20 protein-coding genes are annotated in these 25,971 nt (G+C 72.3%); 11 read left to right on the top strand and 9 right to left on the bottom strand.

The genetic code is table 11. From position 1 onward, the window contains the following. Window positions 1–415: 415 nt before the first annotated feature. From O7611_RS22785 to O7611_RS22775, 3 genes are all read right to left on the bottom strand, one after another. The gene (locus O7611_RS22785) at window positions 416–1,933 is read right to left on the bottom strand and encodes an ABC transporter substrate-binding protein (protein WP_269697548.1); all 1,518 of its coding nucleotides are present in this window, start codon (window positions 1,931–1,933) and stop codon (window positions 416–418) included. 124 nt (window positions 1,934–2,057) lie between these two features. After that, complete coding sequence (locus tag O7611_RS22780; protein ID WP_269697547.1) at window positions 2,058–3,014, bottom strand: formylglycine-generating enzyme family protein; 957 nt, start codon at window positions 3,012–3,014, stop codon at window positions 2,058–2,060. 7 nt (window positions 3,015–3,021) lie between these two features. Beyond that, entirely contained in the window at window positions 3,022–4,110 is a 1,089-nt protein-coding gene (locus tag O7611_RS22775; RefSeq protein ID WP_269697546.1) for a 3-isopropylmalate dehydrogenase, read from the bottom strand. A gap of 185 nt (window positions 4,111–4,295) precedes the next feature. Between O7611_RS22775 and pdxR the strand changes: the two genes are divergently transcribed. The 9 genes from pdxR to O7611_RS22730 are packed head-to-tail and all read left to right on the top strand — an operon-like array spanning window position 4,296 to window position 15,239. After that, complete coding sequence (pdxR, locus tag O7611_RS22770) at window positions 4,296–5,822, top strand: MocR-like pyridoxine biosynthesis transcription factor PdxR (RefSeq protein WP_194800624.1); 1,527 nt, start codon at window positions 4,296–4,298, stop codon at window positions 5,820–5,822. Window positions 5,823–5,833: 11 nt separating this feature from the next. Next, entirely contained in the window at window positions 5,834–7,078 is a 1,245-nt protein-coding gene (locus O7611_RS22765; protein ID WP_269697545.1) for a M20 family metallopeptidase, read from the top strand. Beyond that, window positions 7,075–8,517, top strand: a complete 1,443-nt coding sequence (locus O7611_RS22760; protein ID WP_269697544.1) for an aldehyde dehydrogenase family protein — start codon at window positions 7,075–7,077, stop codon at window positions 8,515–8,517. Before O7611_RS22765 ends, O7611_RS22760 begins: the two co-directional genes overlap by 4 nt. A gap of 22 nt (window positions 8,518–8,539) precedes the next feature. Continuing rightward, on the top strand, window positions 8,540–9,484 hold the full coding sequence (locus tag O7611_RS22755) for an ABC transporter permease (protein WP_194800627.1): 945 nt from the start codon (window positions 8,540–8,542) through the stop codon (window positions 9,482–9,484). Further along, window positions 9,481–10,365: an ABC transporter permease gene (locus tag O7611_RS22750; protein ID WP_269697543.1), complete on the top strand. Its 885-nt coding sequence runs from the start codon at window positions 9,481–9,483 to the stop codon at window positions 10,363–10,365. The genes O7611_RS22755 and O7611_RS22750 overlap by 4 nt, the downstream gene beginning before the upstream one ends. Before the next feature lie 5 nt (window positions 10,366–10,370). Continuing rightward, on the top strand, window positions 10,371–11,357 hold the full coding sequence (locus tag O7611_RS22745) for an ABC transporter ATP-binding protein (RefSeq protein ID WP_252450490.1): 987 nt from the start codon (window positions 10,371–10,373) through the stop codon (window positions 11,355–11,357). Beyond that, entirely contained in the window at window positions 11,354–12,178 is an 825-nt protein-coding gene (locus tag O7611_RS22740) for an ATP-binding cassette domain-containing protein (RefSeq protein ID WP_194800629.1), read from the top strand. Before O7611_RS22745 ends, O7611_RS22740 begins: the two co-directional genes overlap by 4 nt. Continuing rightward, window positions 12,175–12,930 carry an SDR family NAD(P)-dependent oxidoreductase gene (locus O7611_RS22735; RefSeq protein WP_269697542.1) on the top strand — a complete coding sequence of 252 codons (756 nt, stop codon included), beginning with the start codon at window positions 12,175–12,177 and terminating at the stop codon, window positions 12,928–12,930. Before O7611_RS22740 ends, O7611_RS22735 begins: the two co-directional genes overlap by 4 nt. Window positions 12,931–12,938: 8 nt before the next feature. Continuing rightward, complete coding sequence (locus O7611_RS22730) at window positions 12,939–15,239, top strand: arylsulfatase (protein WP_269697541.1); 2,301 nt, start codon at window positions 12,939–12,941, stop codon at window positions 15,237–15,239. A gap of 75 nt (window positions 15,240–15,314) precedes the next feature. Here the strand turns inward: O7611_RS22730 and O7611_RS22725 are convergent, their stop codons facing one another. The 5 genes from O7611_RS22725 to O7611_RS22705 all read right to left on the bottom strand — a co-directional run bounded on the left by O7611_RS22725 (window position 15,315) and on the right by O7611_RS22705 (window position 21,738). Then, window positions 15,315–16,598, bottom strand: a complete 1,284-nt coding sequence (locus O7611_RS22725) for a dihydrolipoamide acetyltransferase family protein (RefSeq protein ID WP_269697540.1) — start codon at window positions 16,596–16,598, stop codon at window positions 15,315–15,317. Between the two features lie 14 nt (window positions 16,599–16,612). After that, the gene (locus O7611_RS22720) at window positions 16,613–17,581 is read right to left on the bottom strand and encodes an alpha-ketoacid dehydrogenase subunit beta (RefSeq protein ID WP_228531967.1); all 969 of its coding nucleotides are present in this window, start codon (window positions 17,579–17,581) and stop codon (window positions 16,613–16,615) included. Window positions 17,582–17,609: 28 nt separating this feature from the next. Next, window positions 17,610–18,740, bottom strand: coding sequence for a thiamine pyrophosphate-dependent dehydrogenase E1 component subunit alpha (locus tag O7611_RS22715; protein WP_194800633.1), 1,131 nt, complete (start codon window positions 18,738–18,740; stop codon window positions 17,610–17,612). Between the two features lie 116 nt (window positions 18,741–18,856). Then, window positions 18,857–20,185 (bottom strand): aspartate aminotransferase family protein, encoded by a 1,329-nt coding sequence (locus tag O7611_RS22710; protein ID WP_194800634.1) that lies wholly within the window; start codon window positions 20,183–20,185, stop codon window positions 18,857–18,859. A 20-nt stretch (window positions 20,186–20,205) separates the two neighbouring features. Beyond that, complete coding sequence (locus O7611_RS22705) at window positions 20,206–21,738, bottom strand: CoA-acylating methylmalonate-semialdehyde dehydrogenase (RefSeq protein WP_442929367.1); 1,533 nt, start codon at window positions 21,736–21,738, stop codon at window positions 20,206–20,208. A 107-nt stretch (window positions 21,739–21,845) separates the two neighbouring features. Between O7611_RS22705 and O7611_RS22700 the strand changes: the two genes are divergently transcribed. Continuing rightward, on the top strand, window positions 21,846–23,489 hold the full coding sequence (locus O7611_RS22700) for a PucR family transcriptional regulator (RefSeq protein WP_269697539.1): 1,644 nt from the start codon (window positions 21,846–21,848) through the stop codon (window positions 23,487–23,489). Between the two features lie 3 nt (window positions 23,490–23,492). On the opposite strand, the gene O7611_RS22695 is transcribed toward O7611_RS22700, so the two are convergent. Then, a complete protein-coding gene (locus tag O7611_RS22695; protein WP_269697538.1) occupies window positions 23,493–23,873 on the bottom strand; it encodes a hypothetical protein in 381 nt (126 codons plus the stop codon). Between the two features lie 318 nt (window positions 23,874–24,191). Between O7611_RS22695 and O7611_RS22690 the strand changes: the two genes are divergently transcribed. After that, complete coding sequence (locus tag O7611_RS22690) at window positions 24,192–25,880, top strand: acyl-CoA mutase large subunit family protein (protein WP_269697537.1); 1,689 nt, start codon at window positions 24,192–24,194, stop codon at window positions 25,878–25,880. The last annotated feature ends 91 nt before the right edge of the window (window positions 25,881–25,971 follow it).

Genomic DNA, 25,971 nt, shown 5'->3' with positions numbered 1-25,971 from the left:
GCGGGATTGCGCCGTCCCTCGGCAGCCCGGTGCATCGCGCTCCAACGCAGAGGCCGCACCGTAGGGCCAGACGTGGTCGTCGGCCGGGCGGAACACGTCCACCGCGGCATAGTCCTCGCTCGGCAGTGCGTTGTGTCGACGCCCCGCGGTCCCGGACGCGCAGGGCTACACGCGGGCAGCACCTCGACCGCGTCAGTCCACTCCGCACCGACCGCGGCTCCTCGGGCGTCCTCGGCCCCCCGCCCCGCGATCTTGCACTTGGTGCCCCGGCGAACGGGGTCAAATCCCCCGCGCCAGGGGCCGCAAGTGCAAGATCGCGGGGAGGGGGGAGCGGGGACGGGGAGCGGGGAGCGGGGGGATGACAGAAGGACCTGGTGGGCGGAGCCCACCAGGTCCTTCTGCGCGTGGAACCGAGTTACTTCTTGGAGACCTTGGTGACGTCGAAGGACTGGGTCACCGCGTCCTTCGGGTAGCCCTCGACGCCGTCGCGGATCACCGCGAGGTTCGGCAGCAGGAACAGCCAGTCGCTGGCTGCCTCCTGCGAGATGACCTTCGCGGCCTCGGCGAACTTCTTGTCCCGGGTCGCCGCGTCCAGGGCCGTGTCGGCCTCGTTCATGAGCTGCGTGACGGCCGGGTTCTTGTAGCGGTAGTAGTACTCCGGCTGGCCGTAGCGAACCAGGTCACGCGGCTCGACGTGGGCGATGATCGACAGGTCGTAGTTGGCCTTGCCGAGCACCTTGTCGAGCCACTGCGGCATCTCGACGTTGTTCTGGGTCACCTTGATGCCGACCTCTGCGAGCTGCGAGGCGACGAACTGCGCCGAGGCGCGGGCGTAGCCGGGCGGCGGGACGTCCATGGTCAGGGTGAGCCCGCCTGCGTGACCGGCCTCGGCGAGCAGCTGCTTGGCCTTGGCGGGGTCGTGCGGGAAGTCGCCGGTGCGGTCCTCGTACCACGGGTCGCTCGGCGGCACCATGCTGCCGATCTTCGTGCCGTAGCCGGACCAGACGGTCTTGATGAGCGCGTCGTGGTCGATCGCGTGGCGGATGGCCTGGCGCACCCGGGCGTCGGCCAGCGGGCCCTTGGCGTTGTTCATCGCCAGGACGACCTCACCGGTCGTCTTGCCCTCGACCACCTCGAACTGCTTGTTGCCCTTGAACACCTCGAGGAGCTGCGGCGCCTGGATGTTCGCCACGATGTCGAGCTGGCCGGAGAGCATCGCGTTGTTCAGCGCGTTGGCGTCGGTGATGTACCGGAAGACGGCGGTGCCGACCTTGGCCTTCTCGCCCCAGTAGCCGTCGTTGCGCACCAGCGTGATGCTGTCGCCGCGGTTCCACTTGTCGAACTTGAACGGGCCGGTGCCGTTCGGCTTCGTGCCCAGGTCGGTGGCGTTCTCCTTGAGCACCACGCCGACCCGGCCGGCGACGTCGAACAGCCAGCTCTGGCTGGGCCGGGACAGCGTCACGTCCACGGTGGAGGCATCCGGCGCCTCGACGGTCTTCACGACTGTCATCTGCGACTTGAACGGGTTCGTCGAGCCTTCGGCGGTGACCCGCTTGAAGCTCCACACCACGTCCTGCGCGGTGAGCTTCTGGCCGTCGTGGAAGGTCACGCCGTCGCGCAGCTTGAACGAGTACTTGGTGCCGTCTTCGGACACCTTCCACTCGCTGGCCAGCAGCGGCTCCACCTCGCCGGTACCGGCGTTCTGGCGCACCAGGCCCTCGTACACGTTGTAGAGCAGGACCTGCGGGATCGCGGCGCCGGCCTCGGCGGTCAGGTCGAGGCTCACCGGCTCGAGGTAGGCGCCGAGGGTGACCGTTCCGTTGCCGGAACCACCGCCGGTGGTGCTCTCCGAGTCGCCGTCGCTACTGCACGCGGTCAGAGCCAGCGCCGTGGCGAGCAGCACGGCGGGCAGCGTTATCTTCAGCCGATTCATTCGTGTGTCCCATCGCGAAGAACGCCAAGGGCGCTCGTAGCCTGTGAGGCGGGACACTATGAGCGTGGTACCCGATGCAAAAGGGCCAGTTCAGCGGGGTCGGCAGGTACCAATCAGCGTCCGGCTACCGGGCCACCCGGAACCCGGTGTTGCCGGTCGACGAGTCGACGGTGGTCCGACTCCGTGCTGCCACGCGGTATCGGTTGCAGTAGGAGTCGTGGCACAGGTACGAACCACCCCTGATGACGCTCTCACCTGGTGAGATGCGGCCTCGGTGGTCGCGCCAGGGTTCGGCCGTGAGTTCCCAAACGTTGCCCGCGACGTCGTACAGGCCGTAGCCGTTCGGCGGAAACGCGGTCACCGGAGAGGTGCCCGCGAACCCGTCGTCCGCGGTGTTGACAGTGGGGAAGGCGCCCTGCCAGATGTTGCAGCGGTGCCGCCCGCCCGGGGTCAGTTCGTCGCCCCAGGCGTAGCGGGCCTGCGACAGGCCGCCGCGTGCCGCGTACTCCCACTCGGCCTCGGTCGCCAGCCGGGTGCCGGACCACAGGCAGTACGCCTCGGCGTCCCGGTGCGAGACGTGGACGACCGGGTGCCGCTCGCGTCCGCGTACGTCCGACCCGGGCCCGTCCGGGGCGGCCCAGTACGCCCCCTCGACGGCCAGCCACCACGGCGCCTGCGGCACCGACGCGTCGAGCACGTACCGGTGCGCGGACGGCGCCAGCAGCAGGTGGAAGACGAACGACCAGCCGTACCGTTCCGCGTCCGTGCGGTAGCCGGTGGCGTCGACGAAGCGGGCGAACTGCCGGTTCGTCACCGGCGTCGCGCCGATCTCGAACGGGCCCACGGTCACCGGCCGGACCGGTCCCTCCAGGTCCTCCGGGAAGCCCTCCGGGTCGTCGGTGCCCATGAGGAAGGTGCCGCCGGGCAGCGCGATCAGGTCGTCCGTACCCCCGTGTGGTGAGCGGACCGCGCCCGCCGCGGCGCCGGTGTCGGCGGCGGTGGGCGGGCGTTTCGGCGCGCAACACGGCGACGGCGGGGGAGTGCCCCCGCCGTCGCCCGGATCGACCGGTTCGGTGCTCACATCCGTGTCACGCCGGCAGGGCGTCCGCCTGGTGCGCGCCCTCGCCGATGGCGGCGGCGACCGCGTCGCCGAAGTCCTCGGTCGACATGCCCATCTCCGGCCCGCGCATGGCGCCCAGGCGCGGCAGCACCGCCTTCACGCCGTCCTCCAGGCTGCGGGCCGCCTCCGGGTGACCCAGGTGCTCCAGCATCAGCGCGGCGCTGAGGATCGACCCGGCGGGGTTGGCCCAGCCGCGGCCGGCGATGTCCGGCGCGGAGCCGTGCACCGGCTCGAACATGCTCGGCGCCGACCCGGTCGGGTTGAGGTTGCCGCTGGCGGCCAGACCGAGACCGCCCTGCACGGCGGCGCCCAGGTCGGTGATGATGTCGCCGAACAGGTTGTCGGTGACCACGACGTCGAACCGCTCCGGCTGCGTCACCAGGTAGAGGCACATCGCGTCGACGTGTACGTAGTCCACAGCGATGTCCGGGTACTCCGCGGCGACCTCCTCGAAGGTCCGCTGCCACAGGTCGCCGGCGTACGTGAGGATGTTCGCCTTGTGCACCAGGGTCACGTGCTTGCGGCGGGTCAGGGCCAGCCGGAAACCGTGCCGGATGAGGCGTTCGACCCCCTTGCGGGTGTTCACCGACTCCTGGGTGGCGATCTCGTCCGGCCCGCCCCGGTGGATGAAGCCGCCGGCGCCGACGTACGCGCCCTCGGTGTTCTCCCGCAGGATCACCAGGTCGCACTGCTCGGGGCGCAGGCCGCCGATGGGCGTGGGCACCCCGGGCAGCAGCTTGACCGGCCGCAGGTTCACGTACTGGTCGAACGCGGTCCGCAGGTGGATCACCAGGCCGCGTTCGAGCACGCCGGGCGGCACCGACGGGTCGCCGACGGCGCCGAAGAGAATGGCGTCCGCCTTTGCCAGTTCCTGCTCCACGTCCGGCGGTACGACCTGGCCGGTTATCCGCCAGTAGTCCGCGCCGAGTTCGTAGTCCTCCCAGACCAGGTCGATCCCGAACCGTCGGGCGGCGGCGTCGCACGCCTTGACCGCCTGCGCGGTGACCTCCGGTCCGATGCCGTCGCCGGGCACCAGCGCGATTCGCTGGGCGCTCATGAGTCCACCCCTGTCCGCGTGCAGGAGACCGTCACCTGCCATCGCCCGGCCAAGCGTGGCGGGAACGGGCCCTCCGCAACAGGTCCAGGTCTCCGGCTAGGCTGGTACCAGCGGGACGCACAGGGCGTGTGCAGGGCGTACGACGACGGGACGAGGCGAGGCCCCCGCGGAAGTGGGAGGTCGAGGTGGCGGATTTCCTGCTGCCGGTCAACCCGCAGAGCACGGTTCCGCTCTACGAACAGATCATCACCGGGCTCGAGGACGCCATCCTCGCCGGGCAGTACGACGACGGCCCGCTGCCGAGCACGCGCCGCCTGGCCGAGGCGCTCGGCGTCTCCCGGAACACGGTGCTGACCGCGTACGACCGGCTCATGGAGCAGGGCCTGATCGTGACCGTTCCGCGCCGCGGTCTCTACGTCTCCTCCGACGCGGTGGTGCGGATGCGGGCCGCGCGGCGGACCGCCCGCTCGCCGATGCAGCCGATCGACTGGGCGGCGCGGCTGCCGGAACCGCCGCCCACTCCGGTACACCGGGATCCGGCCTGGTCGCGGGCGCCGTTCCCGTTCGTGGTCGGCCAGCCCGACCCGTCCATGTTCCCGATCGGCGCGTGGGAGCGGGCGCAGCGTGAGGCGCTGCGGCAGGACGGGCTGTCCCGGGTCATCGGGGACGCCGGCCAGGCCGACGACCCGGAGCTGGTGCGTCAGCTCTGCGAGCACGTGCTGCCCGCGCGCGGCATCTCCGCCCACCCGGACCAGGTGATGATCACGCTGGGTTCGACGCACGCGCTGCACCTGCTGGCGAGCGTCCTCGTCCGGCCGGGCAGCGTGGTGCTCGTCGAGGACCCCGGCTACCCGGACGCCCGGACGATCATGCAGATGGCCGGCGCCGACGTGGTGCCCGGCCGGGTCGACGAGGACGGCCTGGTCGTCGAGGACCTGCCGGCCGACCTGCACGGCGCCCAGCTCGTCTACGTCACGCCGAGCCACCAGTACCCGACCGGCGCGACCATGTCGGCGTCCCGGCGGGAGGAGCTGCTGCGCCGGGCCGGGGCGGCGGACACGGTCGTGATCGAGGACGACTACGACCCGGAGATGACGTTCCGGGGGATGCCCGCGGTGGCGGTGCGGGCGCTCGACGACGAGGACCGCGTGGTCTACCTCGGCAGCTTCAGCAAGCTGCTGGCGCCGGGCCTGCGGCTCGGTTACGTGGTGGCGTCCCCGGCGCTCGTGGACGCCATGCGGGCCCGTTCCCGCTACGTGCTGCGTCACCCGCCCGGCCCGATGCAACGCGCCCTCGCGCAGATGATCGCCAGCCGCGACCTGGCCCGCCACGTGCGCCGCGTCCGCGCCCACTACCTGGGGCTGTACGAGGAGATGGTGCGGGCGGTCGAGCGGCATGTGCGCTGGGGACCGCAGCCGGTGCCGCGCGGTGGACTGGCCCGGTGGATCACCGGCCCGCCGGGGCTGGACGCCGGTGAACTGGCCCGCGAACTGCGCCGGCAGGGCGTGCTGCTGGACCCGGGCGCGCCGTACTGGGCTGCCCGGCCGGCACCGCGTCACCACCTGCGCCTGGGGTACCAGGTGATGCCGCTGGACCGCATCGACGAGGGGGTGCGACGGGTCGTCGAGGCGGTAGAAGACCAGGTCCGGCCGCGACTGGTACCCCCACCGACCCGGAAACTGGACGTTCCCCTCCGGGGGCGGAGTTCGTAACCTCCGACGCCATGACGTCGGACACCCACGCCTCCCTCCGCGCCGGCCATCTCGTGGACGAGCAAGCCGTCGTGTCGCTGACCCAGGACCTGGTCCGCATCCCCTCGACCTGGGACGCCGCGCAGGGGCGAAGCGAGCAGCCCGCGGCGGACCTCGTCGCGCGGGTCATGCGGGGCTTCGGCTGGCGGCCGGAGGTCACCGAGGTCGTCCCCGGGCGCCCCAACGTCGTCGCCGTGGTGGACGGTGGCCTGCCCGGCCCGACGCTGATGTTCGAGGGGCACACCGACGTCGTCACCGAGGGCGCTCCCGAGGAGTGGACGGTCGACCCGTTCGGCGGTGACATCGTCGACGGCCGCCTGTACGGTCGCGGCTCCGCCGACATGAAGGCCGGTGTCGCCGCGATGATCCACGCGGCCCGGGCCGTCGAGCTGGCCGGGCCGTTCCCGGGCCGGATCGTGGTGGCGGCCCTGGTGGACGAGGAGGGCCAGATGCTCGGGGCGAAGCACTTCACCACCACCGCGCTGGCCCGCGAGGTGGACGCCGCGATCATCTGTGAGCCGGAGGCGGAGGAGATCTGCGCGGTCGCCAAGGGCGCCGTCCGGCTGCTTGTCACCTGCACCGGCAAGATGGCGCACGGCGCGATGCCGCAGCACGGCCGCAACCCGGTCCCCGCGGTGGCCGAGCTGGTCGCCGCGCTCGGCCGGTACCAGAAGGAACTGCAGGCCGACCCGGGTGAGCACGTGCACCTCGGCCCGACGTACCTGACCCCCACGGTCCTGGACGCCGGCTCCGCCGATCAGCTCAACGTCATCCCCGGTCGCGCCGTCCTCGGCGTGGACTGCCGGACCGTACCCGGTGTCGACCACGCCGCCCTCGCCGCGCGGGTGCGCTCCGACGCCGACGCCATCGGCGCCCGGCACGGCGTCACCTTCGCCGTCGAGGTCGTCGACGACCGGCCGTGCGCGGTCACCCCGGAGGACCACCCGATCTCGCTCGCCGTGGCCGACGCGCACCGCACCGTCACCGGTGCCGAGCCCGTCTTCGGCGGCGTGCCCGGCGCGACCGACGGCACCATCCTGTGGCGCGACAGCGGCATCCCGAACGTGGTGTACGGCCCCGGTCCGAAGTGGATCGCCCACCAGCCCGACGAGTACGTCGAGGTCGACGACATCGTCCGCAAGACGAAGGTGTACGCCGAGGCGGCGCTGGCCTTCCTCACCGGTGCCACCGGCGCCCGGACGGGTGTGGCGTCGTGACCGCGCAGGAGCTGCTGACCGCGCTGCCCGCCGGCCTGCCGATCGGCGCGGGCTGGACCAGCACCGCGCAGACCGCGCCGGTGCGCTTCCCGTACGACGGCAGCACAGTGACCCAGGCGCCGTGGGGCGACATCGCCGACGCGGAGGCGGCTGTCGAGGCCGCGCAGGGGGTCGCCGCGGAGATGGCCGGGCTGCCCGGTCACCGGCGGCGCGCGATCCTGACGGCAGTCGCCGCCGAGGTGCGCGCCCGCGCCGATTCGCTGGCCGAACTGCTGGTCCTGGAGACCGGCAAGCCGCTGGTCGACTGCCGGGTCGAGGTCGCCCGCACGCTTGTCACGCTGGAGACGGCCGCCGAGGAGGTCGGGCACCTGACCGGCGAGACGGTGGCGCTGGACATGCAGCCGGCCGGCGAGGGCATGCTCGGCTTCTGGGTACGCCGCCCGGTCGGTGTCGTCGTCGGCATCACCGGATTCAACTACCCCCTGCTCCTGGCCGCCCACAAGGTCGCGCCGTCGGTAGCGGCGGGCTGCCCGGTGATCGTCAAGCCGGCGCCGAACACGCCGCTGGCCACGCTGGTGCTCGTCGACCTGTTCCGGCGGGCGGGCTGCCCGGCGGCGGGCGTCCAGCTCGTCACCGGTGGCGTCGAGGTCGGCAAGCTCCTGACCACGCACCCCGGCGTCGCAGCCGTGTCGTTCACCGGGTCGGCGCAGGTCGGCCACCAGATCGCCCGCGCCGCGGCCCCGCGCAAGGTGCTGCTGGAACTCGGGTCCAACGCGGCGCTCGTCGTCGGCCGCGACGCCGACCTCGACCGGGCGGCCGAAGCGGTGGTACGCGGCGGGTTCTACGCCTCCGGTCAGGCGTGCATCAGCGTGCAGCGGGTGATCGTCGAGGAGCCGGTCCGCGAGGCGTTGCTGGAACGCCTCCAGCCGCTGCTGGCGACGGTCACCACCGGTGACCCCCGGTCCGCCGACACCCGTGTGTCCGCCCTGGTGGACGAGGCGTCCACCGAGCGGGTCCACTCGTGGGTGGACCGCGCGGTCGCCGCCGGGGCGCGCTGCCTGGCCGGCGGTACGGCGCAGGGCCGGGTGCTGCAGCCGACCGTGCTCGTCGACGTCCCCGAGGACGCCGAGTGCTGGGCGGAGGAGATCTTCGGCCCGGTGGTCTGCGTCCGGTCGGTGCCCGACATGGACGCGGCGGTCGAGCTGGTGAACCGGTCCCGGTACGGGCTCCAGGCTGCCGTCTTCACCCGTGACCTGGCGGTGGCCCTGGACGTCGTGCGCCGGCTCGACGTCGGCGGTGTGCTGGTCAACGAGGTGCCCGGCTTCCGCGCCGACAACATGCCGTACGGCGGCGTCAAGGACTCCGGCACCGGCCGGGAGGGACCGCGCTTCGCCATGGAGGAGCTGACCGTGACCAAGATGGTGATGATCAGGCCATGACTCGGAGTGGGAGCACACACGCATGGTGATCTACTTCGTCCGGCGGCTGGCCATCCTCGCGGTATCCCTGTTCGCCGCGTCGATCCTCGTCTTCACGATGCTGTCGCTGCTGCCGGGCGACCAGGCGCAGGCGATGCTCGGCGTCAACGCCACGCCGGAGGCGCTGGAGGCGCTGCGGGAGCAGTTCGGGACGAACCGGCCGTTCACCGAGCGGTACCTCGACTGGGCCGGCGGCCTGATCCGCGGTGACTTCGGCATCTCGCCGCTCAGCGGGGTGTCGGTGGGCTCGGAGATCGCCGACAAGCTCGGCGTGACGGTGCCGCTGATCCTGGCCGGGATGACGCTGGCGCTGCTCATCGCCGTCCCGCTGGGCATCCTCGCCGCGGTGAAGAGCCGCACCGCGATCGGGACGGCGCTGTCGGCGCTGAGCCAGGTCGGCATCGCCGTTCCGTCGTTCTGGCTGGGCATCCTGCTCATCACCGTGTTCGCGGTGAAGTTGCAGTGGCTGCCCGCCGGCGGGTTCACCGGATGGGACGACGTCGGCGGCGCCGTGCAGGCCCTGCTGATGCCGGCGCTCGTCCTCGGCGTGGCCCAGGGCGCGATCCTGATGCGCTACGTCCGGTCCGCGGTGGTCGAGGTCATGCAGGAGGACTTCATCCAGACCGCGCGCGCCAAGGGCCTCAGCCGCTCGCAGGCGCTGACCCGGCACGCGCTGCGCAACGCGGCCATCCCGGTCATCACCGTCCTCGGCCTGCAACTCGCGACGCTGCTCATCGGCACCGTCGTGATCGAGAACGTCTTCGGCCTGCCCGGTCTCGGCCGGATGCTGCTGCAGGACGTGGGCAACCGCGACCTGCTGAAGGTGCAGGGCACCGTGATGGTGCTGACCGCCGCGGTGCTTCTGATCAACTTCGTCGTCGACGTGGTGTACCACGCGGTCGACCCCAGGCTGAGGAGCAAGGCATGACATCGGTCGCCGACGCCCCACCGGACGCCACCGCCGACGTCGTCGCGGCCGGCCCCGTCAAGCCGCGCCGCCGCTGGAACCTCACGCTGGTGATCGGCGCCGGCCTGGTGGGCCTGGTCGTCCTCACCGCGCTCGTGTCGTTCCTCTGGACGCCGTACGACCCCACCCGGGTCGACCCGTCGCAGACGCTGCTCTCCCCGGGCGGGAACCACTGGCTCGGCACCGACCACTTCGGCCGGGACATCGTCAGCCAGCTCCTCGTCGGCGCGCGGACCACACTGTTCGTCGGTGTCGTCGCCGTCGCGATCGCCGCCGCCGTCGGCGTACCCCTGGGTCTGCTCGCCGCCACCGGGCACCGCTGGCTCAGCGAGCCGGTGATGCGGGCGCTGGACATCGTGTTCGCCTTCCCGGCCATCCTGCTGGCGATCATCCTGGCCGCAGGCTTCGGCGCCTCCACGCTCACCGGCATGATCGCCATCGGCGTCGCCAACGTGCCGGTGTTCGGCCGCCTCACCCGGGCCGGCGCGATGCAGGTGCTGCAGAGCGACTTCGTGCTGGCCGCGCGCAGCTACGGCCGCCGGGGCGTGGTGCTCATGGTCCGGTACGTGCTGCCGAACATCGCGGCACTGCTCATCGTGCAGGCGTCGGTGTCGTTCGCGCACGCGGTGCTCGCCGAGGCGGCGCTGTCGTACCTCGGGTACGGCACCCCGCCACCGACCCCCACCTGGGGCCGGATGCTCCAGGAGGCCCAGAACTACTTCGTCGTGCAGCCGATGCTCGCCGTCTGGCCCGGTCTGGCCATCGCCCTGTCGGTGCTCGGTTTCAACCTCATGGGCGACGGGCTGCGCGACGCCCTCGACCCGCGGCTGAGAGGACGGTGAGCGGCGTGAGCGGGCTCGTGGTGGAGGACCTCGTCGTCAAGGTCCACGACATCCAGGCCGTCAAGGGCGTCTCGTTCGAGATCGGGCGGGGCCGCCGGATGGGGCTCATCGGCGAGTCCGGCTGCGGCAAGTCCCTGACCGCGCTCGCGCTGATGGGCCTGCTGCCCCACGGCGTGACCGCGTCCGGCCGGGTGCTGCTGAACGGCCGGAACCTGCTCGACCTCTCCGACAAGGAGATGTGCGCGGTCCGCGGCAACGACATCGCCATGGTGTTCCAGGAGCCGATGACGGCGCTCAACCCGCTGATGCGGGTCGGCAACCAGGTCGCCGAGTCGCTGCGGCTGCACAAGGGGATGAGCCGCGCGGCGGCCTCGGCCCGGGCCGTCGAACTGCTCGAACGGGTCCAGCTCCCCGAGCCCGACCGGACCGCGCGCAAGTACCCGCACCAGCTCTCCGGTGGCCAGCGCCAGCGCGTCGTGCTCGCCATCGCGCTGGCGTGCGACCCGGCCGTGCTGGTCGCGGACGAGCCCACCACCGCGCTGGACGTCACGGTGCAGGCGGAGATGCTGCGGCTGATGGACACGCTGGTGCGCGAGGAGGGTGCGTCGCTGCTGCTCATCACGCACGACCTGCCGGTCGTCGCCAGCATCTGCGAGGAACTGCTCGTCATGTACGGCGGCTCGATCGTCGAGCACGGCGACGTGGCGACGGTGTTCGACTCGCCCCGGCACCCGTACACGGCGGGCCTGCGGGCGTCCACGGTGCTGGAGAGCACCGACGGAAGCGGCCGGCTGTCGACGATCCCGGGCCGCGTCCCGTCGCTCGGTTCGTTCCCCACCGGCTGCGTCTACCGCAACCGCTGCCCGCGCGCCGACGACGTCTGCGGCACGGTGCCGCTGCTGACGGCGCCGCCCGGCAGCACCCAGCGGGCGGCCTGCCACCACCCGATCGAGAGCGACCAGCCCCTAGGAAGCGGGAAGGCCAGCGCATGACCACCACCCCGTTGCTGGAAGCCGTCGACGTGGTGCGCGAGTACCGCGCCCCGCGGCGGTCGCTGCGTACGCCGGGCCGGCCGATCCGCGCGCTCGACGGCGTGAGCGTGCAGGTCCACGAGGGCGAGGCGTTCGGCATCGTGGGGGAGAGCGGCTCCGGCAAGTCCACGCTGTCGCGCATCCTCATGGCACTCGACCAGCCGACCTCCGGCACCGCGTACTACAACGGCCAGCGGATCAGCGGCGTACCGGAGCGGCGGCTCGGATTCCTGCGCCGCGACGTGCAGATGGTGCTGCAGGACCCGATGTCGTCGCTGAACCCGCGCATGCGCGTCGCGGACATCATCGCGGAGCCGATGCGCGCGCTGCGCCTGCCCGGCGACCACCGGGCCCGCGTGGCCGAGCTGATGCACTCGGTGGGTCTGCCCGAGGAGGCGGTGACCCGCTACCCGCACCAGTTCTCCGGCGGCCAGCGGCAGCGCATCGCCATCGCCCGCGCCCTCGCGGCCGGGCCGAAGGTCATCGTCGGCGACGAGCCGGTCAGCGCGCTCGACGTCTCGGTCCGCGCGCAGATCCTCAACCTGCTCACCGACCTGGCCGAGCAGTTCAAGCTGACCCTGATCCTGGTCTCCCACGACCTGTCCGTGGTCCGGTACCTGTGCGACCGGATCGCGGTGATGAACCAGGGCCGGATCGTCGAGACGGGTGACACCGAATCGATCTACTCCGACCCCCGGCACCCCTACACCCAGAGGCTGCTGTCCGCGGTGCCCACCCTGAGCGGCGACCTCCTGGACCGATTCAACAGGAGCAGCACATGAGGTTGGTTGACCGCGTCGCCGTCGTCACCGGAGGCGCCAGCGGCATCGGACTGGCCACCGTCGGCCGGCTCGTCGAGGAGGGCGCGCGAGTCGTCATCGCCGACCTCGACGGCGACCGCGCCGCCGAGGCCGCCGCCGGCTTCGGGTCCGCCGTGGTCGGCGTGGCCTGCGACGTCACCCGGGCCGCCGACTGCCGCGCCGCCGTCGAGACCGCCGTCGAGCGGTTCGGCCGGCTCGACCTCATGCACGCAAACGCCGGTACGCCGTTCACCGGCCCGCTGGACGAGGTGGACCAGGCGACGCTGGACCGCGTGGTCGACGTCAACCTCAAGGGTGCGTTCTGGACCGCGCAGGCCGCCGCGCCCGCGCTGATCGAGGCCGGTGGCGGCGCGATCGTGTTCACCGCGTCGCTCCAGGCCGTCATCGCCCGCCCCCGGTACGCGCCGTACACCGCCGCCAAGCACGGCGTCATCGGCCTGATGAAGGCGCTGGCGCTGGAACTCGCGCCGCACGGCGTCCGGGTCAACGCGATCGCCCCGGCGGCGACCGAGACGCCGATGCTGTCGGCGTTCCTGGGCGGCATGGGCGACGTGCCGGACAGCGCGCGGGAGAACTTCCGGGCGTCGATCCCGCTGGGCCGCATGGCGACGCCACGAGACTCGGCCGACGCGGTGGTGTTCCTCGCCGGCGACGAGGCGCGCATGATCACGGGCCACACGCTCGTCCTCGACGGCGGCACGACGGCCGGCTGAGGCGTACCGTGACCGGACCTCTGGCGGACCCTCCGTACGAGGGGACCATCGGACGCACCTACGACGAGTCGACGGAGCACTGGAGCGCGCCGCCGTCGGCCGCCGCGGGTACGCCGAACGTGGTGTACGTGCTGCTGGACGACGTCGGGTTCGCCGACTTCGGCTGCTTCGGCGCCGAGATCGACACCCCGACGATCGACCGGCTGGCCGCCACCGGGCTGCGGTACACCAACTTCCACACCTCGCCGCTGTGCTCGCCGACCCGGGCCAGCGTGCTCACCGGCCGCAACCACCACAGCGTCGGCATGCGCATGCTGTCCAACTTCGACAGCGGCTTCCCGAGCGGGCGGGGGCGGATCACCCACGCCGCCGCCACAGTCGCGGAGATGCTCGCCGACGCCGGGTTCAACACGATGGCGGTCGGCAAGTGGCACGTCGCGCCGCTGGAGCAGACCACGCCGTCCGGCCCGTACGACCAGTGGCCGCTGGGCCGCGGCTTCGAGCGGTACTACGGATTCCTGGAGGCCGAGACCGACAACTTCTATCCGGAGCTGGTGTACGACAACCACCAGGTGGACCCGCCGGCCACCCCGGAGGAGGGCTACCACCTCACCGAGGACCTGACCGACCGGGCCATCGGGTTCGTCCGGGACCAGACCTCGTTCACCCCGGAGAAGCCGTTCTTCCTCTACCTGGCGTACGCCGCCGCGCACGCGCCGCACCAGGCCCCGCCGGAGTACCTGGCGAAGTACCGGGGCCGCTACGACGCCGGCTGGGACGTCATCCGGGCGGACCGGCACCGGCGGCAGATCGGGCTGGGCATCATCCCGCCGGAAGCGCCGCTGCCACCGCACAACCCCGGCGTCGTGCCGTGGGACGACGTACCGCCGGAGCAGCGGCGCCTGTTCGCCCGCATGCAGGAGGCGTACGCGGCGATGGTCGACCACACCGACGCCCAGCTCGGGCGCCTGGTCGACTTCCTGGAACGGATCGGCCGGTTGGACGACACGATCTTCGTGGTCATGTCGGACAACGGCGCGAGCCCCGAGGGCACGCCGCTCGGCACGCTCAACCCGACGGCCTTCCAGAACCGGGTGCCGGAGAACCTCCAGGACAGCCTGGACCGGATCGACGAGATCGGCGGCCCGCGGGCGCAGAGCAACTATCCGCTGGGCTGGGCGCAGGTCAGCAACACCCCGTTCCGCCGCTACAAGCAGCACACCCACGAGGGCGGAGTCCGAGTGCCGTTCGTGCTGAGCTGGCCGGCCGGTGACGTACCCGGCGGGGAGGTGCGGACGCAGTTCCAGCACAGCATCGACGTCACCGCGACGGTGCTGGACCTGGTCGGGGTGCGGCCGCCGGCGGTGCGCCGGGGCATCCCGCAGATGCCGCTGCACGGCCGCAGCTTCCGCGACGGGCTGCGCGACCCGGCGGCGCCGCCGTCGCGGAACCGCCAGCACTTCGAGATGTTCGGCCACCGCGGCATCTACCACCAGGGCTGGAAGGCTGTCGCGTTCCACGAGCGGGGCACCTCCTGGGACGAGGACCGCTGGGAGCTGTACCGGATCGACGAGGACCCGACCGAGAGCCGGGACCTGGCCGCCGAGTATCCGGAGGTGCTGCGGCGCCTCATCGAGGAGTTCTGGATCGAGGCGGCCCGCTACGACGTGCTGCCGCTGGACGACAGGGGGTTCGCGATCCGGGCCCGGGTGCCGCGACCCGGATCGGTGCGGGACCGGCTGGACTTCACGTACCTGGCCGGTGTGCCGACGATCTCCGGCGCGGCGGTGCCGCCGACGATGAACCGCTCGCACGCCATCACCGCGCGGGTGCACCGCACCGACGCCGCGCAGGGCGGCGTGATCGTGGTGCTCGGCAACGTCAGCGGCGGCTACGTGCTGCACATCAAGGACAACCACCTGGTGTACGAGTACAACCACCTCGGCACCCACTACGTGCTGCGGTCCGAGGGCGAGTTGCCGCTGGGCCCGGTGGAGCTGACCTTCGAGCTGACCAAGACGGCCGACTGCCAGGGCACCGGCCGCCTCTACGTGGACGGCGAGGCGGCGGGCGAGGCGCTGTTCCCGCGACTGCTGCCGTTCTTCCACGGCTTCGCGGGCATGGACGTCGGGCGCAGCATCCACTCACCGGTGTCGCCGAGCTACCCGGCCCGGCACGAGTTCTCCGGCGAGCTGGAGTACGTGCGGTTCCGCCTCGCCGCGTCCGAGGAGGTCGGCGAACCGATCGCCCCGGCGGGCGGCGTCGCGCCGCGACCGTCCGTCGGCGTGGGGTTCGAGGTGGTGGACTGACGCGCGCCCCGCGTACGGCGACGGCGCGTGGACGGACCTCCTTGTCCGTCCACGCGCCGTCCGTCTGCCGGGGCCTCAGCGCAGGGCCAGACCCCACAGCGGGTCCTCCAGGAACCGCCCGACGTGGGCGAGTACCCGGCTGCCCAGTTCCCCGTCCACCAGCCGGTGGTCGAACGACAGCGACAACTGCACCGTCCACCGGGGAACGACCTGCTCGTCGACCACCCACGGCATCCGGCGCAGTGCGCCGAGGCAGAGGATCGCCGCCTCACCGGGGTTGAGGATCGGGGTGCCGGCGTCCACCCCGAACACGCCGATGTTGGTGATGGTGATCGTTCCGCCGGACAGGTCGGCGGGACGGGTACGGCCCTCCCGCGCGGTGCTCGCCAGCTCGTTCAGCGCGACCGCGAGGTCCCGTACCGGAAGGTTCTGCGCGGCCTTGACGTTCGGCACCAGCAGGCCGCGCGGCGTCGCGGCGGCGACGCCCAGGTTGACGTCGGCGAACCGGACGATCTCCTGGTTCTCCTCGTCCCACCGGGCGTTGACGTCCGGGTACCGGCGGACGGCGTCCAGCACCGCGAGCGACGCCACGAGCAGCGGGCTGACCTTCACGCCCTGGAACGCCGGGTCCTGCTTCAGCCGGTCCACGAACTCGACGGTGCCGGTCATGTCGACGGTGAGGAACTCGGTGACGTGCGGCGCGGTGAACGCGCTGGCGACCATCGCGGCGGCGGTCGCCTTGCGGACCCCGCGCACGGGCAGGCGCACGTCCCGCCGCTGGTCGGCCACGGGTGCCGGGCCGGTGGTGTGGTCGAGCAGGTCCTGGCGGGTGATCCGGCCGCCGGGGCCGGTGCCGCGCACGTCGGCCAGCGCCACGCCGAGGTCCTTGGCGAGCTTGCGCAGCGGCGGCTTGGTGAGCACCGGCGGCCGGGACGTGTGCGCCGGGCGGGTCGGCTCGGCCGGGCGGACGGACGGCCCGCGACGCGGCCGGCGGGTCCGCGCCTGGGCCGACACCCCGTAGCCGACGAGCACCGCGGTGCGTTCCGCCGCCGGTTCCTCGGCGGCCGGTTCGTCGCCGGTCGGCGGTTCGTCGGCGGACGGCGCCGCCGGGCCGTCACCCGGCACCCGGATCGCGATGATCGGCGCGCCGACCTCGACTGTCTGCCCCTCCTCGGCCAGCAGGCGGTCCACCACACCGGCGTACGGGCTGGGCAGCTCGACCACGGCCTTGGCGGTCTCGATGTCCACGATGACGTCGTTGAGGCCGACCGGATCGCCGGGGGCGACCCGCCAGGTGACGATCTCGGCCTCGGTGAGGCCCTCGCCGACGTCGGGCAGACGGAACTGCTGAACGGTCACGGGTACCTCTCCCTTCACGCGGCCAGGACGCGGTCGACGGCGTCGAGGATCCGGTCCAGGTCGGGCAGGTACTCCTCCTCGACCTTGGCCGGTGGGTACGGCAGGTTGAAGCCGCCGACCCGCTCGACCGGCGCCTCCAGCGAGTAGAAGCACCGGCTCGTCACCTGCGCGACGACCTCGGCACCGAACCCGGCGAACGTGGGGGCCTCGTGGACCACCACCGCCCGGCCGGTGCGGCGCACCGACTCCTCGATGGTCGCCACGTCCAGCGGGGAGATGGACCGCAGGTCGATCACCTCGATGTCGCGGCCCTCCTGCGCCGCGGCCTCCGCGGCGGCGACGCAGGTGGCGACGGTGCCGCCGTAAGTCAGCAGCGTCACGTCGGTGCCCGGCCGCACGGTCCGGGCGCGGTCCAGCGGCAGCGGCGGCCCGGCGGGGGTCACCTCGCCCTTGACCCAGTAGCGGCGCTTCGGCTCGTAGAAGATGACCGGGTCGTCACCGGCGACGGCCTGGCGGATCATCCAGTGCGCGTCGTCCGGGCTGGCGCAGTAGACGACCCGCAGCCCGGCGGTGTGCGCGAAGTACGCCTCGTTCGACTCGCTGTGGTGCTCCACCGCACCGATTCCGCCACCCACCGGGATCCGGATCACCACCGGCAGGGCGGTACGGCCGCCGGTGCGGGCCCGCATCTTGGCGAGCTGGGAGACGATCTGGTTGAACGCGGGGTAGACGAAGCCGTCGAACTGGATCTCGCAGACCGGGCGGTACCCGCGCAGCGCCAGCCCGATGGCGGTGCCGACGATCCCGGACTCGGCGAGGGTGGTGTCCACCACCCGGGCCTCACCGAAGTCCTTCTGGAGACCGTCGGTGACCCGGAACACGCCGCCGAGCCGGCCGACGTCCTCGCCCATCAGGAGGACCTTGTCGTCGTCCTCCATTGCGCGGCGCAGGCCGGAGTTCAGTGCCTGACAGAGGGTGAGCATGAACGAGTTCTCCGATCGCAGGCGGGCGTCAGTCGAGGAAGGAGGCGCGGTAGGCGACGAACGCCTCGCGCTCCTCCCGCAGGAGCTGGGGCACGTCGGCCAGCACCGTGGCGAAGGCGTCCGCGAGGTCCGGCGCCGTCAGGGCCAGACACTCCCGGCGGGTCCGGTCGGCGAGTTCGTCCGCCTCGGCCTGGATCTCGCCGAGGAACGCCTCGTCGCTCCAGCCCTCGGCACGCATCAGCGCCTCCACCCGGGCCAGCGGATCCCGCGCCCGCCAGGCCGCCAGCTCGTCGTCGGTGCGGTACCGGGTCGGGTCGTCCGACGTGCTGTGCCCGCCCATCCGGTACGTGGTGGCCTCGACGATCGCGGGGCCGGCGCCGGACCGGGCGTGCGCGGTCACCGCCGACGTCACCGCGTACACCGCCAGCACGTCGTTGCCGTCGACCCACTCGCTGCGCAGGCCGAACCCGGCGCCGCGCCGGTGGATCGGGGTACGCGTCTGCGACGCCGTCGGGGTGGAGATGGCCCACTGGTTGTTCTGGCAGAAGAACACCATCGGGGCGGCGTTGACGGCGGCGATGTTCATCGCCTCGCTCGCGTCGCCCTCGCTGGCGGCGCCGTCACCGAAGTACGTCACGACGACCGTGTCGCTGCCGTCGCGCTGCACCCCGAGGGCGTAGCCGGTGGCGTGCAGCAGCTGGGCGGCCAGGACCAGCGTGTAGATGTGGAACGAGTACGGCTCCGGATCCCAGCCGCTGTGCGCGACGCCGCGCCACTGGCGCAGCAGGTCGGCCGGGCCGATGCCGCGCCACAGGGCCGCGGCGTGCTCCCGGTAGCTCGGGAAGACGTAGTCGTCGGCGCGTACCGCCGCGACCGAACCGACCTGGGCGGCCTCCTGGCCGCGGCACTGCAGCCACAGGCCCAGCTCGCCCTGTCGCTGCAACGCGAACGCCTCGTCGTCGAGGCGGCGGGCGAGCCGCATCCCCCGGTACAGGTCGCGGGTGAGGCGGCCGAGGGCGTCACGGTCGGCGTCGACCTCGGGGTGCAGGCGCCCGTCCGAGGTGACGAGCTGGGTCCAGCCCTCGGACGTACGCGGAAGGCCGGTGGTGCCGGCGAAGGGGTTGGTTACCGGTGGGTCGGCGAGATCTACGGTAGTCATTCGTCACCTTCTGGGTGCGTCGGTCTCCGCGTCACCGGGGTCGCCGGCCGTCTCGCGGATCTCGGATACGGGACCGCCCGCCGGGGTGGACCCGGCGGGCGGTGGTGGGCAGTGCCTCAGACCGTGTGGCGGTCGGCGAGTGTCAGCGCCTCGTCGAGGATCGCCAGGCCCGCCTTGGCCTCCGTCTCCGACACGGTGCACGGCGGCACCACGTGGATCCGGTTGAAGTTCGCGAACGCGACCAGGCCGCCCCGCTTGCACGCGGCCAGCACCTCGTTCATCTCCGGCGACGACGCCCCGTACGGCGCCAGCGGCTCCTTCGTCTCGCGGTCGCGTACCAGTTCCAGCGCCCAGAACACGCCGAGCCCGCGGACGTCACCGACGCTCGGGTGCCGGTCGGCCAGTTCGCGCAGCCCCGGGCCCAGCACGTCGGCGCCGATCGTGGCGGCGTTCTCGACGATCCGCTCGTCGCGCATCACGTTGATGGTCGCGACGGCGGCGGCGGTGGCCAGCGGGTGACCGGAGTAGGTCAGGCCGCCGGGGTAGGCGCGGGTGGCGAACGTGTCGGCCACGTGGTCGGCGATCACCACACCGCCGAGCGGGACGTAACCGGAGTTCACGCCCTTGGCGAAGGTGATCAGGTCGGGCGTCACGCCGTAGTGGTCCAGCGCGAACCAGGCGCCGGTACGCCCGAAGCCCGCCATCACCTCGTCGGCGATGTAGAGGATGCCGTGCCTGTCGCACAGCTCCCGTACGCCCGCGAGGAAGCCCGGCGGCGGCGGCATGATGCCGGCGGTGCCCGGCACCGTCTCCAGCACGATCGCGGCGATGGTGGACGGGCCCTCCATCTCCACGACGCGTTCGAGGTGGCGCAGCGCGAGCGCGCACTCCTCCTCCTCGGTCGTGGCGCCGAACTCCGACCGGTACAGGAACGGGCCGAAGAAGTGCACCACCCCGGCGGTGCCGTTGTCGCTGGGCCAGCGGCGCGGATCGCCGGTGAGGTTCACCGCCGTCTGGGTGCCGCCGTGGTAGCTGCGGTACTGCGACAGCACCTTCGGCCGGCCGGTGTGCAGCCGGGCCATCCGGACGGCGTGCTCGATCGCGTCCGCGCCGCCGTTGGTGAAGAACACCTTGTCGAGCCCCGCCGGGGTCAGTTCGGTGATCAGCCGGGCCGCCTCGCCGCGAACGTCGTTGGCGTACGAGGGCGCGATCGTGCACAGACGGGCCGCCTGCTCCTGGATCGCCGCGACCACCACCGGGTGCTGGTGGCCGATGTTGGTGTTGACGAGCTGCGACGAGAAGTCCAGGTAGCGGTTCCCGTCGCCGTCCCAGAAGTACGACCCCTCGGCGCGCTCGACCACCATCGGGTCGAGCAGCGACTGGGCGGACCAGGAGTGGAAGACGTGCGCGCGGTCGAGCTCGTAGGTGCGTGCGCTGCTGCTCATCGGCGTTCTCTCTCCGCTGCTCAGACGTTCTCGGGGAAGCCGAGGTTGATGCCGCCGTGGCTGGGGTCGAGCCACCGGGACGTGACGACCTTGCCGCGGGTGAAGAAGTGCACGCCCTCGGCGCCGTGGGCGTGCGAGTCGCCGAAGAGGCTGTCCTTCCAGCCGCCGAAGGAGTAGTAGGCCATCGGCACCGGGATCGGCACGTTGACGCCGACCATGCCGACCTCGACCTCGTTCTGGAAGCGGCGGGCCGCGCCGCCGTCGTTCGTGAAGATCGCCGTGCCGTTGCCGTACCGGTTGGCGTTCACCAGCGCGAGCGCCTCGTCGTAGCTGCCGACGCGCACCACCGACAGCACCGGCCCGAAGATCTCGTCGGTGTAGACGCTCATCTCCGGCGACACCCGGTCCAGCAGGCTCGGCCCGAGCCAGAACCCGGACTCGTCGCCGTCGACCTGCACCTCGCGGCCGTCCACCACCAGCTCGGCACCGGCCTCGGCACCGGCGTCGAGGTACGACGCGACGCGGTCGCGGTGCTCCTTGGTGACCAGCGGACCCATGTCGCAGGAGCGCCGCCCGTCACCGACCTTCAGCGTGGCGATCCGCTCCCGGATCCGGGCCACCAGGTCGTCGGCGACGGGCTCGACGACCACCAGGGCGGAGATCGCCATGCACCGCTCGCCGGCCGAACCGAAGCCGGCGTTCACCGCCGCGTCGGCGGCCAGGTCGAGGTCGGCGTCCGGCAGCACCACCATGTGGTTCTTGGCGCCGCCGAGGGCCTGGACGCGCTTGCCGTTGCGGGTGCCGGTCTCGTACACGTACCGGGCGATCGGCGTGGAGCCGACGAACGACACCGCCTTGACCTCGGGGTGCTCCAGCAGGCGGTCCACCGCGACCTTGTCGCCGTGCACGACGTTGAACACGCCGGCGGGCAGCCCTGCCTGCTCCCAGAGCCGGGCCACGAGCAGCGACGCGGACGGGTCCTTCTCGCTGGGCTTGAGCACGACGGTGTTGCCGGCCGCGATGGCGATGGGCACGAACCACATCGGGACCATCACCGGGAAGTTGAAGGGGGAGATGACGGCGCAGACGCCGACCGGCTGCCGGATCGAGTAGACGTCCACGTTCGTGGAGACGCCCTCCGAGTAGCCGCCCTTGAGCAGGTGCGGGATGCCGCAGGCGAACTCGACGACCTCCAGGCCGCGGGTGACCTCGCCGAGGGCGTCCGAGACGACCTTGCCGTGCTCGGCCGTGATCAGCTCGGCCAGCTCCTGCTTGTGCTGGTTGACCAGCTCCCGGAACGCGAACAGCACCTGGGTGCGCTTGGTCAGCGACGAGGTCCGCCAGGAGGCGAATGCGGCGGCGGCGGACGCGACGGCCTGGTCCACCTCGTCGACCGAGGCCAGCGGCACCTCCGTCCGGACCGCGCCCAGCGCCGGATCGTAGACTGGGACCGTACGCTCGGTGACTCCGGCGAACGGCTTGCCGTCGATCCAGTGGGTCACCCGCTCCAGCGGGACGGGAGCGGGCGCGGTGCCGGGTGCTGTCTGGGTCATGCCCGGGATCATCTGCGCTTCCCCAGGTCCGGGCAATGGGCACTGTGTCGTTCCCGTCCGCGGGAAGCGCACATACTGTGCGCCGGAGGGAAGGGGGAGGCGCTCCGATGCCGATGACCGTCCGTGACGTGCTGGAACTGCCGGCTCTGCAGCAGGCCGGGCCGCGCGTCCTGGCGGGCCGGGACCGGCTGGACGCGCCGGTGCGCTGGGTGCACGTCGCCGAGATCCCCGAGATCGCCGACCTGCTCCGCGGTGGCGAGCTGGTCCTGACCACGGGCATCGGCCTGCCCCCCGACGACGACGGGCTGCGCCGGTGGATCGACGGCCTCGCGGCCGTCGGGGTGGCGGGCGTGGTGGTCGAGCTGGGCCGCCGGTTCGGCGGCACGCTGCCGGCCGGGCTGGTCGAGCACGCCCGCAGCCGGAACCTGCCCCTGATCGCCCTGCGGCGCGAGATGCGGTTCGTGGCCGTGACCGAGGTCGTCCACTCGGTGATCGTCGAGGAGCAGACGGCGGATCTGCTCGCGAAGGACGAGATCCACCGCATCTTCACCGAGCTGTCGGTGGAGGGCGCCGAGCCCCGCCAGGTGCTCCGCGAGGTCACCCGCCTGTCCCGGCGGCCCGCGGTGCTGGAGAACCTCGCCCACCAGGTGCTGGCGTACGAGACCGGCCCGCTGACCGCCGAGGAGCTGCTCGACCGCTGGGAGACCCGCTCCCGCGCGGTCGAGATGCCGTCCGGCACCGGCTACGAGCCGCGCTCGGGCTGGCTGGTGACGAGCGTCGAGGCGCGCGGCAACCGGTGGGGGCGGCTCGTGCTGCTGTGCGACCAGGAGCCACCGGCCCGGACCCGGGTGCTGCTGGAACGCGCCGCGTCCACCATCGCGCTGAACCAGCTCGTCGCCCGGGACTCCTCGTCGGTCGAGCGGCAGGCGCGCAGCAGCCTGCTGCTGAGCATCGTCACCCACTCGGCGCCCACCCGGGACGTGGCGCTGCGGGCGCGCGGGCTCGGTGTCGTCCTGGACCAGCGCCGGCTGTTCGGCGTCGTGGTCCGGCGGCGCCGGCCGGCCCCGGGCACCGGCGCCGACGGGACCGCGAACCGGCGGGAACTGCTCGACGCGGTGGAGACGGCGGTACGCGAGTGCGGGCTCGCCGCGCTCGCCGGCGACGTGGACGAGGCGGCCGGCGGCACCGGCGTCACCCTCCTCGTCGCGCTCGACGAGACCGGCTCCGACGAGGCGGCGCTGGGCGGCCTGTCCGCCGCGCTCACCCGGGCGGGCCACCGGGCCGGCTCGGACGTGGTGGTCGCCGCCGGGTCGGTGGTCCGGACGCTCGACCTGGCCCGGCGCTCACTCGCCGAGGCGGCGCAGGTGGCCGACGCGACAGTGCACACCGCCGAACCGCGCCCGTTCTACCGGCTGCACGACGTCCGCCTCCGGGGCCTGCTGTACCTGCTGCGCGACGACGTGCGCCTGCAGACGTTCGTGGAGCGCGAGCTGGGCCCGCTGCTCTCGTACGACCAGCGCCACGGCACGAACCACGTCGCGCTGCTGGAGACGTACCTGGTGGAGGGGCGCAACAAGCGGCGCGCGGCGGACGCGATGTCGCTGTCGCGGTCGGCGCTCTACCAGCGGCTGGAGCTGATCGAGCGGGTGCTCGGCGTCGACCTGGACTCGAGCGAACGGCGCCTGTCGCTGCACGTGGCGCTCACCGCCCGGGACGTCATGCGCGCCGGTGGCCCGGAGCCCACCGGCTGACGGTCATCTGTGGGTGCCGCGGCCCGACCGCAGGCGCCGGACGCCGTCGCGGGCCGGCGCGCTGTGCACGCTGACGCTGACCACAGGTACGGCGTTCGCGACGCTCTTGCGGACCGTCTCCATCGGCGCCGTGGCGGGGGAGCACTCCACGATCATCACCGCGGACCGGTCGGGGCACTGCACGTACTGGACGTGTGAGACGGCGACCCGGCGGGAGTGCAGCACGGACAGCACCTTGAGCAGGCCGGTCGTGGAGTGACCCACGCCGAGGTGGACCACCATCGTGCACGGCGTGCCGTGCTCGGCGGCGGGCTCGTCGTACGGGCGGCCGGGGGCGGGCCGGGGATGGTCGACGGTTGCGGGGGTGGATGCGGACACGCTCACGGGGGGCCTCACTAGGACGAGCCGACAGGATTGCTTGGCCGGCGACGCACGCGGAGGCGTACGCCGCCTAGGTAATCAGCCGGGTCGCGATTCGATTGCCCACGGCCGGAGTCTGGCACGGGAACCCGGTCCCCGGGAGGCTGCGCCGGGCAGTCGTCCGCCACGTGAGACAGCGCCCTGACCTGCGGATCGACGGTGATGGGTCGTCCCGGCGGGGCAGTGGCGGGGTTACCGGCCGGTACGCGAGCCCTTAAGGATCGTTCAGGATCTCGCTCTACACTCGGACTCGGGACGACGACTTGAGAAGGAGCTCCGCGCATGGACGCTGACGAGATCGCCGCCGGTCGGGCCCGCTGGCAGGCCCGCTACGACGCCGCCCGCAAGCGCGACGCGGACTTCACCACGCTGTCCGGAATGCCGGTCGAACCGGTGTACGGCCCGCCGGAGGACACCCCGTACCCCGGGTTCGAGCGGATCGGCTGGCCGGGCGAGTTCCCGTACACCAGGGGTCTGTACCCGACCGGCTACCGCGGGCGGACCTGGACCATCAGGCAGTTCGCCGGCTTCGGCAACGCCCGGCAGACCAACGAGCGCTACAAGATGATCCTCGGTGCCGGCGGCGGCGGTCTCTCCGTCGCCTTCGACATGCCGACGCTGATGGGCCGCGACTCGGACGACCCGCAGTCCCTCGGCGAGGTCGGCCACTGTGGCGTCGCTGTGGACTCGGCCGCCGACATGGAGGTGCTGTTCGACGGCATCGACCTGGCCGGCGTGACCACCTCGATGACCATCTCCGGCCCGGCCGTGCCGGTCTTCTGCATGTACCTGGTCGCCGCCGAGCGGCAGGGCGCCGACCTGTCCACGCTGGACGGGACGCTCCAGACGGACATCTTCAAGGAGTACATCGCGCAGAAGGAGTGGCTGTTCGACCCCGAGCCGCACCTGCGCCTCATCGGCGACCTGATGGAGTACTGCGCCCGGGAGATCCCCCGCTACAAGCCGCTGTCCGTCTCCGGCTACCACATCCGCGAGGCCGGCTCGACCGCCGCGCAGGAGCTGGCGTACACGCTGGCCGACGGGTTCGGGTACGTCGAGCTGGGCCTGTCGCGCGGGCTGGACGTGAACACGTTCGCCCCCGGCCTGAGCTTCTTCTTCGACTCCCATGTGGACTTCTTCGAGGAGATCGCCAAGTTCCGCGCCGCCCGCCGGATCTGGGCCCGCTGGCTGCGTGACGTGTACGGCGCCACCAGCGAGAAGGCGCAGTGGCTGCGGTTCCACACGCAGACCGCCGGGGTGTCGCTGACCGCGCAGCAGCCGGTGAACAACGTGGTCCGTACCGCCGTGGAGGCCCTGGCCGCGGTGCTCGGCGGCACCAACTCGCTGCACACGAACGCGCTCGACGAGACGCTCGCCCTGCCCACCGACGAGTCGGCCGAGATCGCCCTGCGTACCCAGCAGGTGCTGATGGAGGAGACCGGGGTGACGAACGTGGCCGACCCGCTCGGCGGTTCCTGGTACGTCGAGGCGCTCACCGACCGGATCGAGGCCGAGGCGGAGGAGATCTTCGCCCGGATCAAGCAGCTCGGCGGCGAGGGCCCGCACACCATCGGCCCGATGACCTCGGGCATCCTGCGCGGCATCGAGGACGGCTGGTTCACCGGGCACATCGCCGAGTCGGCGTTCGTCTACCAGCAGGCGCTGGAGAAGGGCGACAAGAAGATCGTCGGCGTCAACTGCCACACCGGCACCGTCGCCAAGGACCTGGAGATCCTGCGCATCTCGCACGAGGTGGAGCTGGAGCAGCGCCGGGTGCTCACCGAGCGCAAGTCGGCCCGCGACGACGCCGCCGTCACCGCCGCCGTGGCGCGGATGGTCGAGGTGGCGCGGACCGGCGAGAACATGATCCCCGCCATGCTCGACGCGGTCCGCGCGGAGGCCACCCTCGGCGATATCTGCGACGCACTCCGCGCCGAGTGGGGCGTCTACCGCGAACCCGCCCGCTTCTGACCCACCCACCCCCACCCCCGCCCCCGCCCTCGCCCCCGCGATCTTGCAGTTCGAGCCCTCCGCGTGTGGCAGTTCGTCGCATTTGCCGGGG

Source organism: Micromonospora sp. WMMC273 (assembly GCF_027460285.1).
Classification (GTDB): domain Bacteria; phylum Actinomycetota; class Actinomycetes; order Mycobacteriales; family Micromonosporaceae; genus Micromonospora; species Micromonospora aurantiaca.
The sequence above is the reverse complement of the archived record's forward strand: the minus strand, read 5'-3'. Positions and strand labels throughout refer to the sequence as shown.

Bases quoted from the DNA above. Each gene is read 5' to 3' on its own strand.
- O7611_RS22755 (WP_194800627.1), top strand. From the start codon at position 8,540: ATGGTGATCTACTTCGTCCGGCGGCTGGCCATCCTCGCGGTATCCCTG.
- O7611_RS22750 (WP_269697543.1), top strand. From the start codon at position 9,481: ATGACATCGGTCGCCGACGCCCCACCGGACGCCACCGCCGACGTCGTC.
- O7611_RS22735 (WP_269697542.1), top strand. From the start codon at position 12,175: ATGAGGTTGGTTGACCGCGTCGCCGTCGTCACCGGAGGCGCCAGCGGC.
- O7611_RS22705 (WP_442929367.1), bottom strand. From the start codon at position 21,738: ATGACCCAGACAGCACCCGGCACCGCGCCCGCTCCCGTCCCGCTGGAG.
- O7611_RS22715 (WP_194800633.1), bottom strand. From the start codon at position 18,740: ATGACTACCGTAGATCTCGCCGACCCACCGGTAACCAACCCCTTCGCC.
- O7611_RS22775 (WP_269697546.1), bottom strand. From the start codon at position 4,110: ATGAGCGCCCAGCGAATCGCGCTGGTGCCCGGCGACGGCATCGGACCG.
- O7611_RS22710 (WP_194800634.1), bottom strand. From the start codon at position 20,185: ATGAGCAGCAGCGCACGCACCTACGAGCTCGACCGCGCGCACGTCTTC.
- O7611_RS22785 (WP_269697548.1), bottom strand. From the start codon at position 1,933: ATGAATCGGCTGAAGATAACGCTGCCCGCCGTGCTGCTCGCCACGGCG.
- O7611_RS22765 (WP_269697545.1), top strand. From the start codon at position 5,834: ATGACGTCGGACACCCACGCCTCCCTCCGCGCCGGCCATCTCGTGGAC.
- O7611_RS22700 (WP_269697539.1), top strand. From the start codon at position 21,846: ATGCCGATGACCGTCCGTGACGTGCTGGAACTGCCGGCTCTGCAGCAG.
- O7611_RS22690 (WP_269697537.1), top strand. From the start codon at position 24,192: ATGGACGCTGACGAGATCGCCGCCGGTCGGGCCCGCTGGCAGGCCCGC.
- O7611_RS22740 (WP_194800629.1), top strand. From the start codon at position 11,354: ATGACCACCACCCCGTTGCTGGAAGCCGTCGACGTGGTGCGCGAGTAC.
- O7611_RS22720 (WP_228531967.1), bottom strand. From the start codon at position 17,581: ATGCTCACCCTCTGTCAGGCACTGAACTCCGGCCTGCGCCGCGCAATG.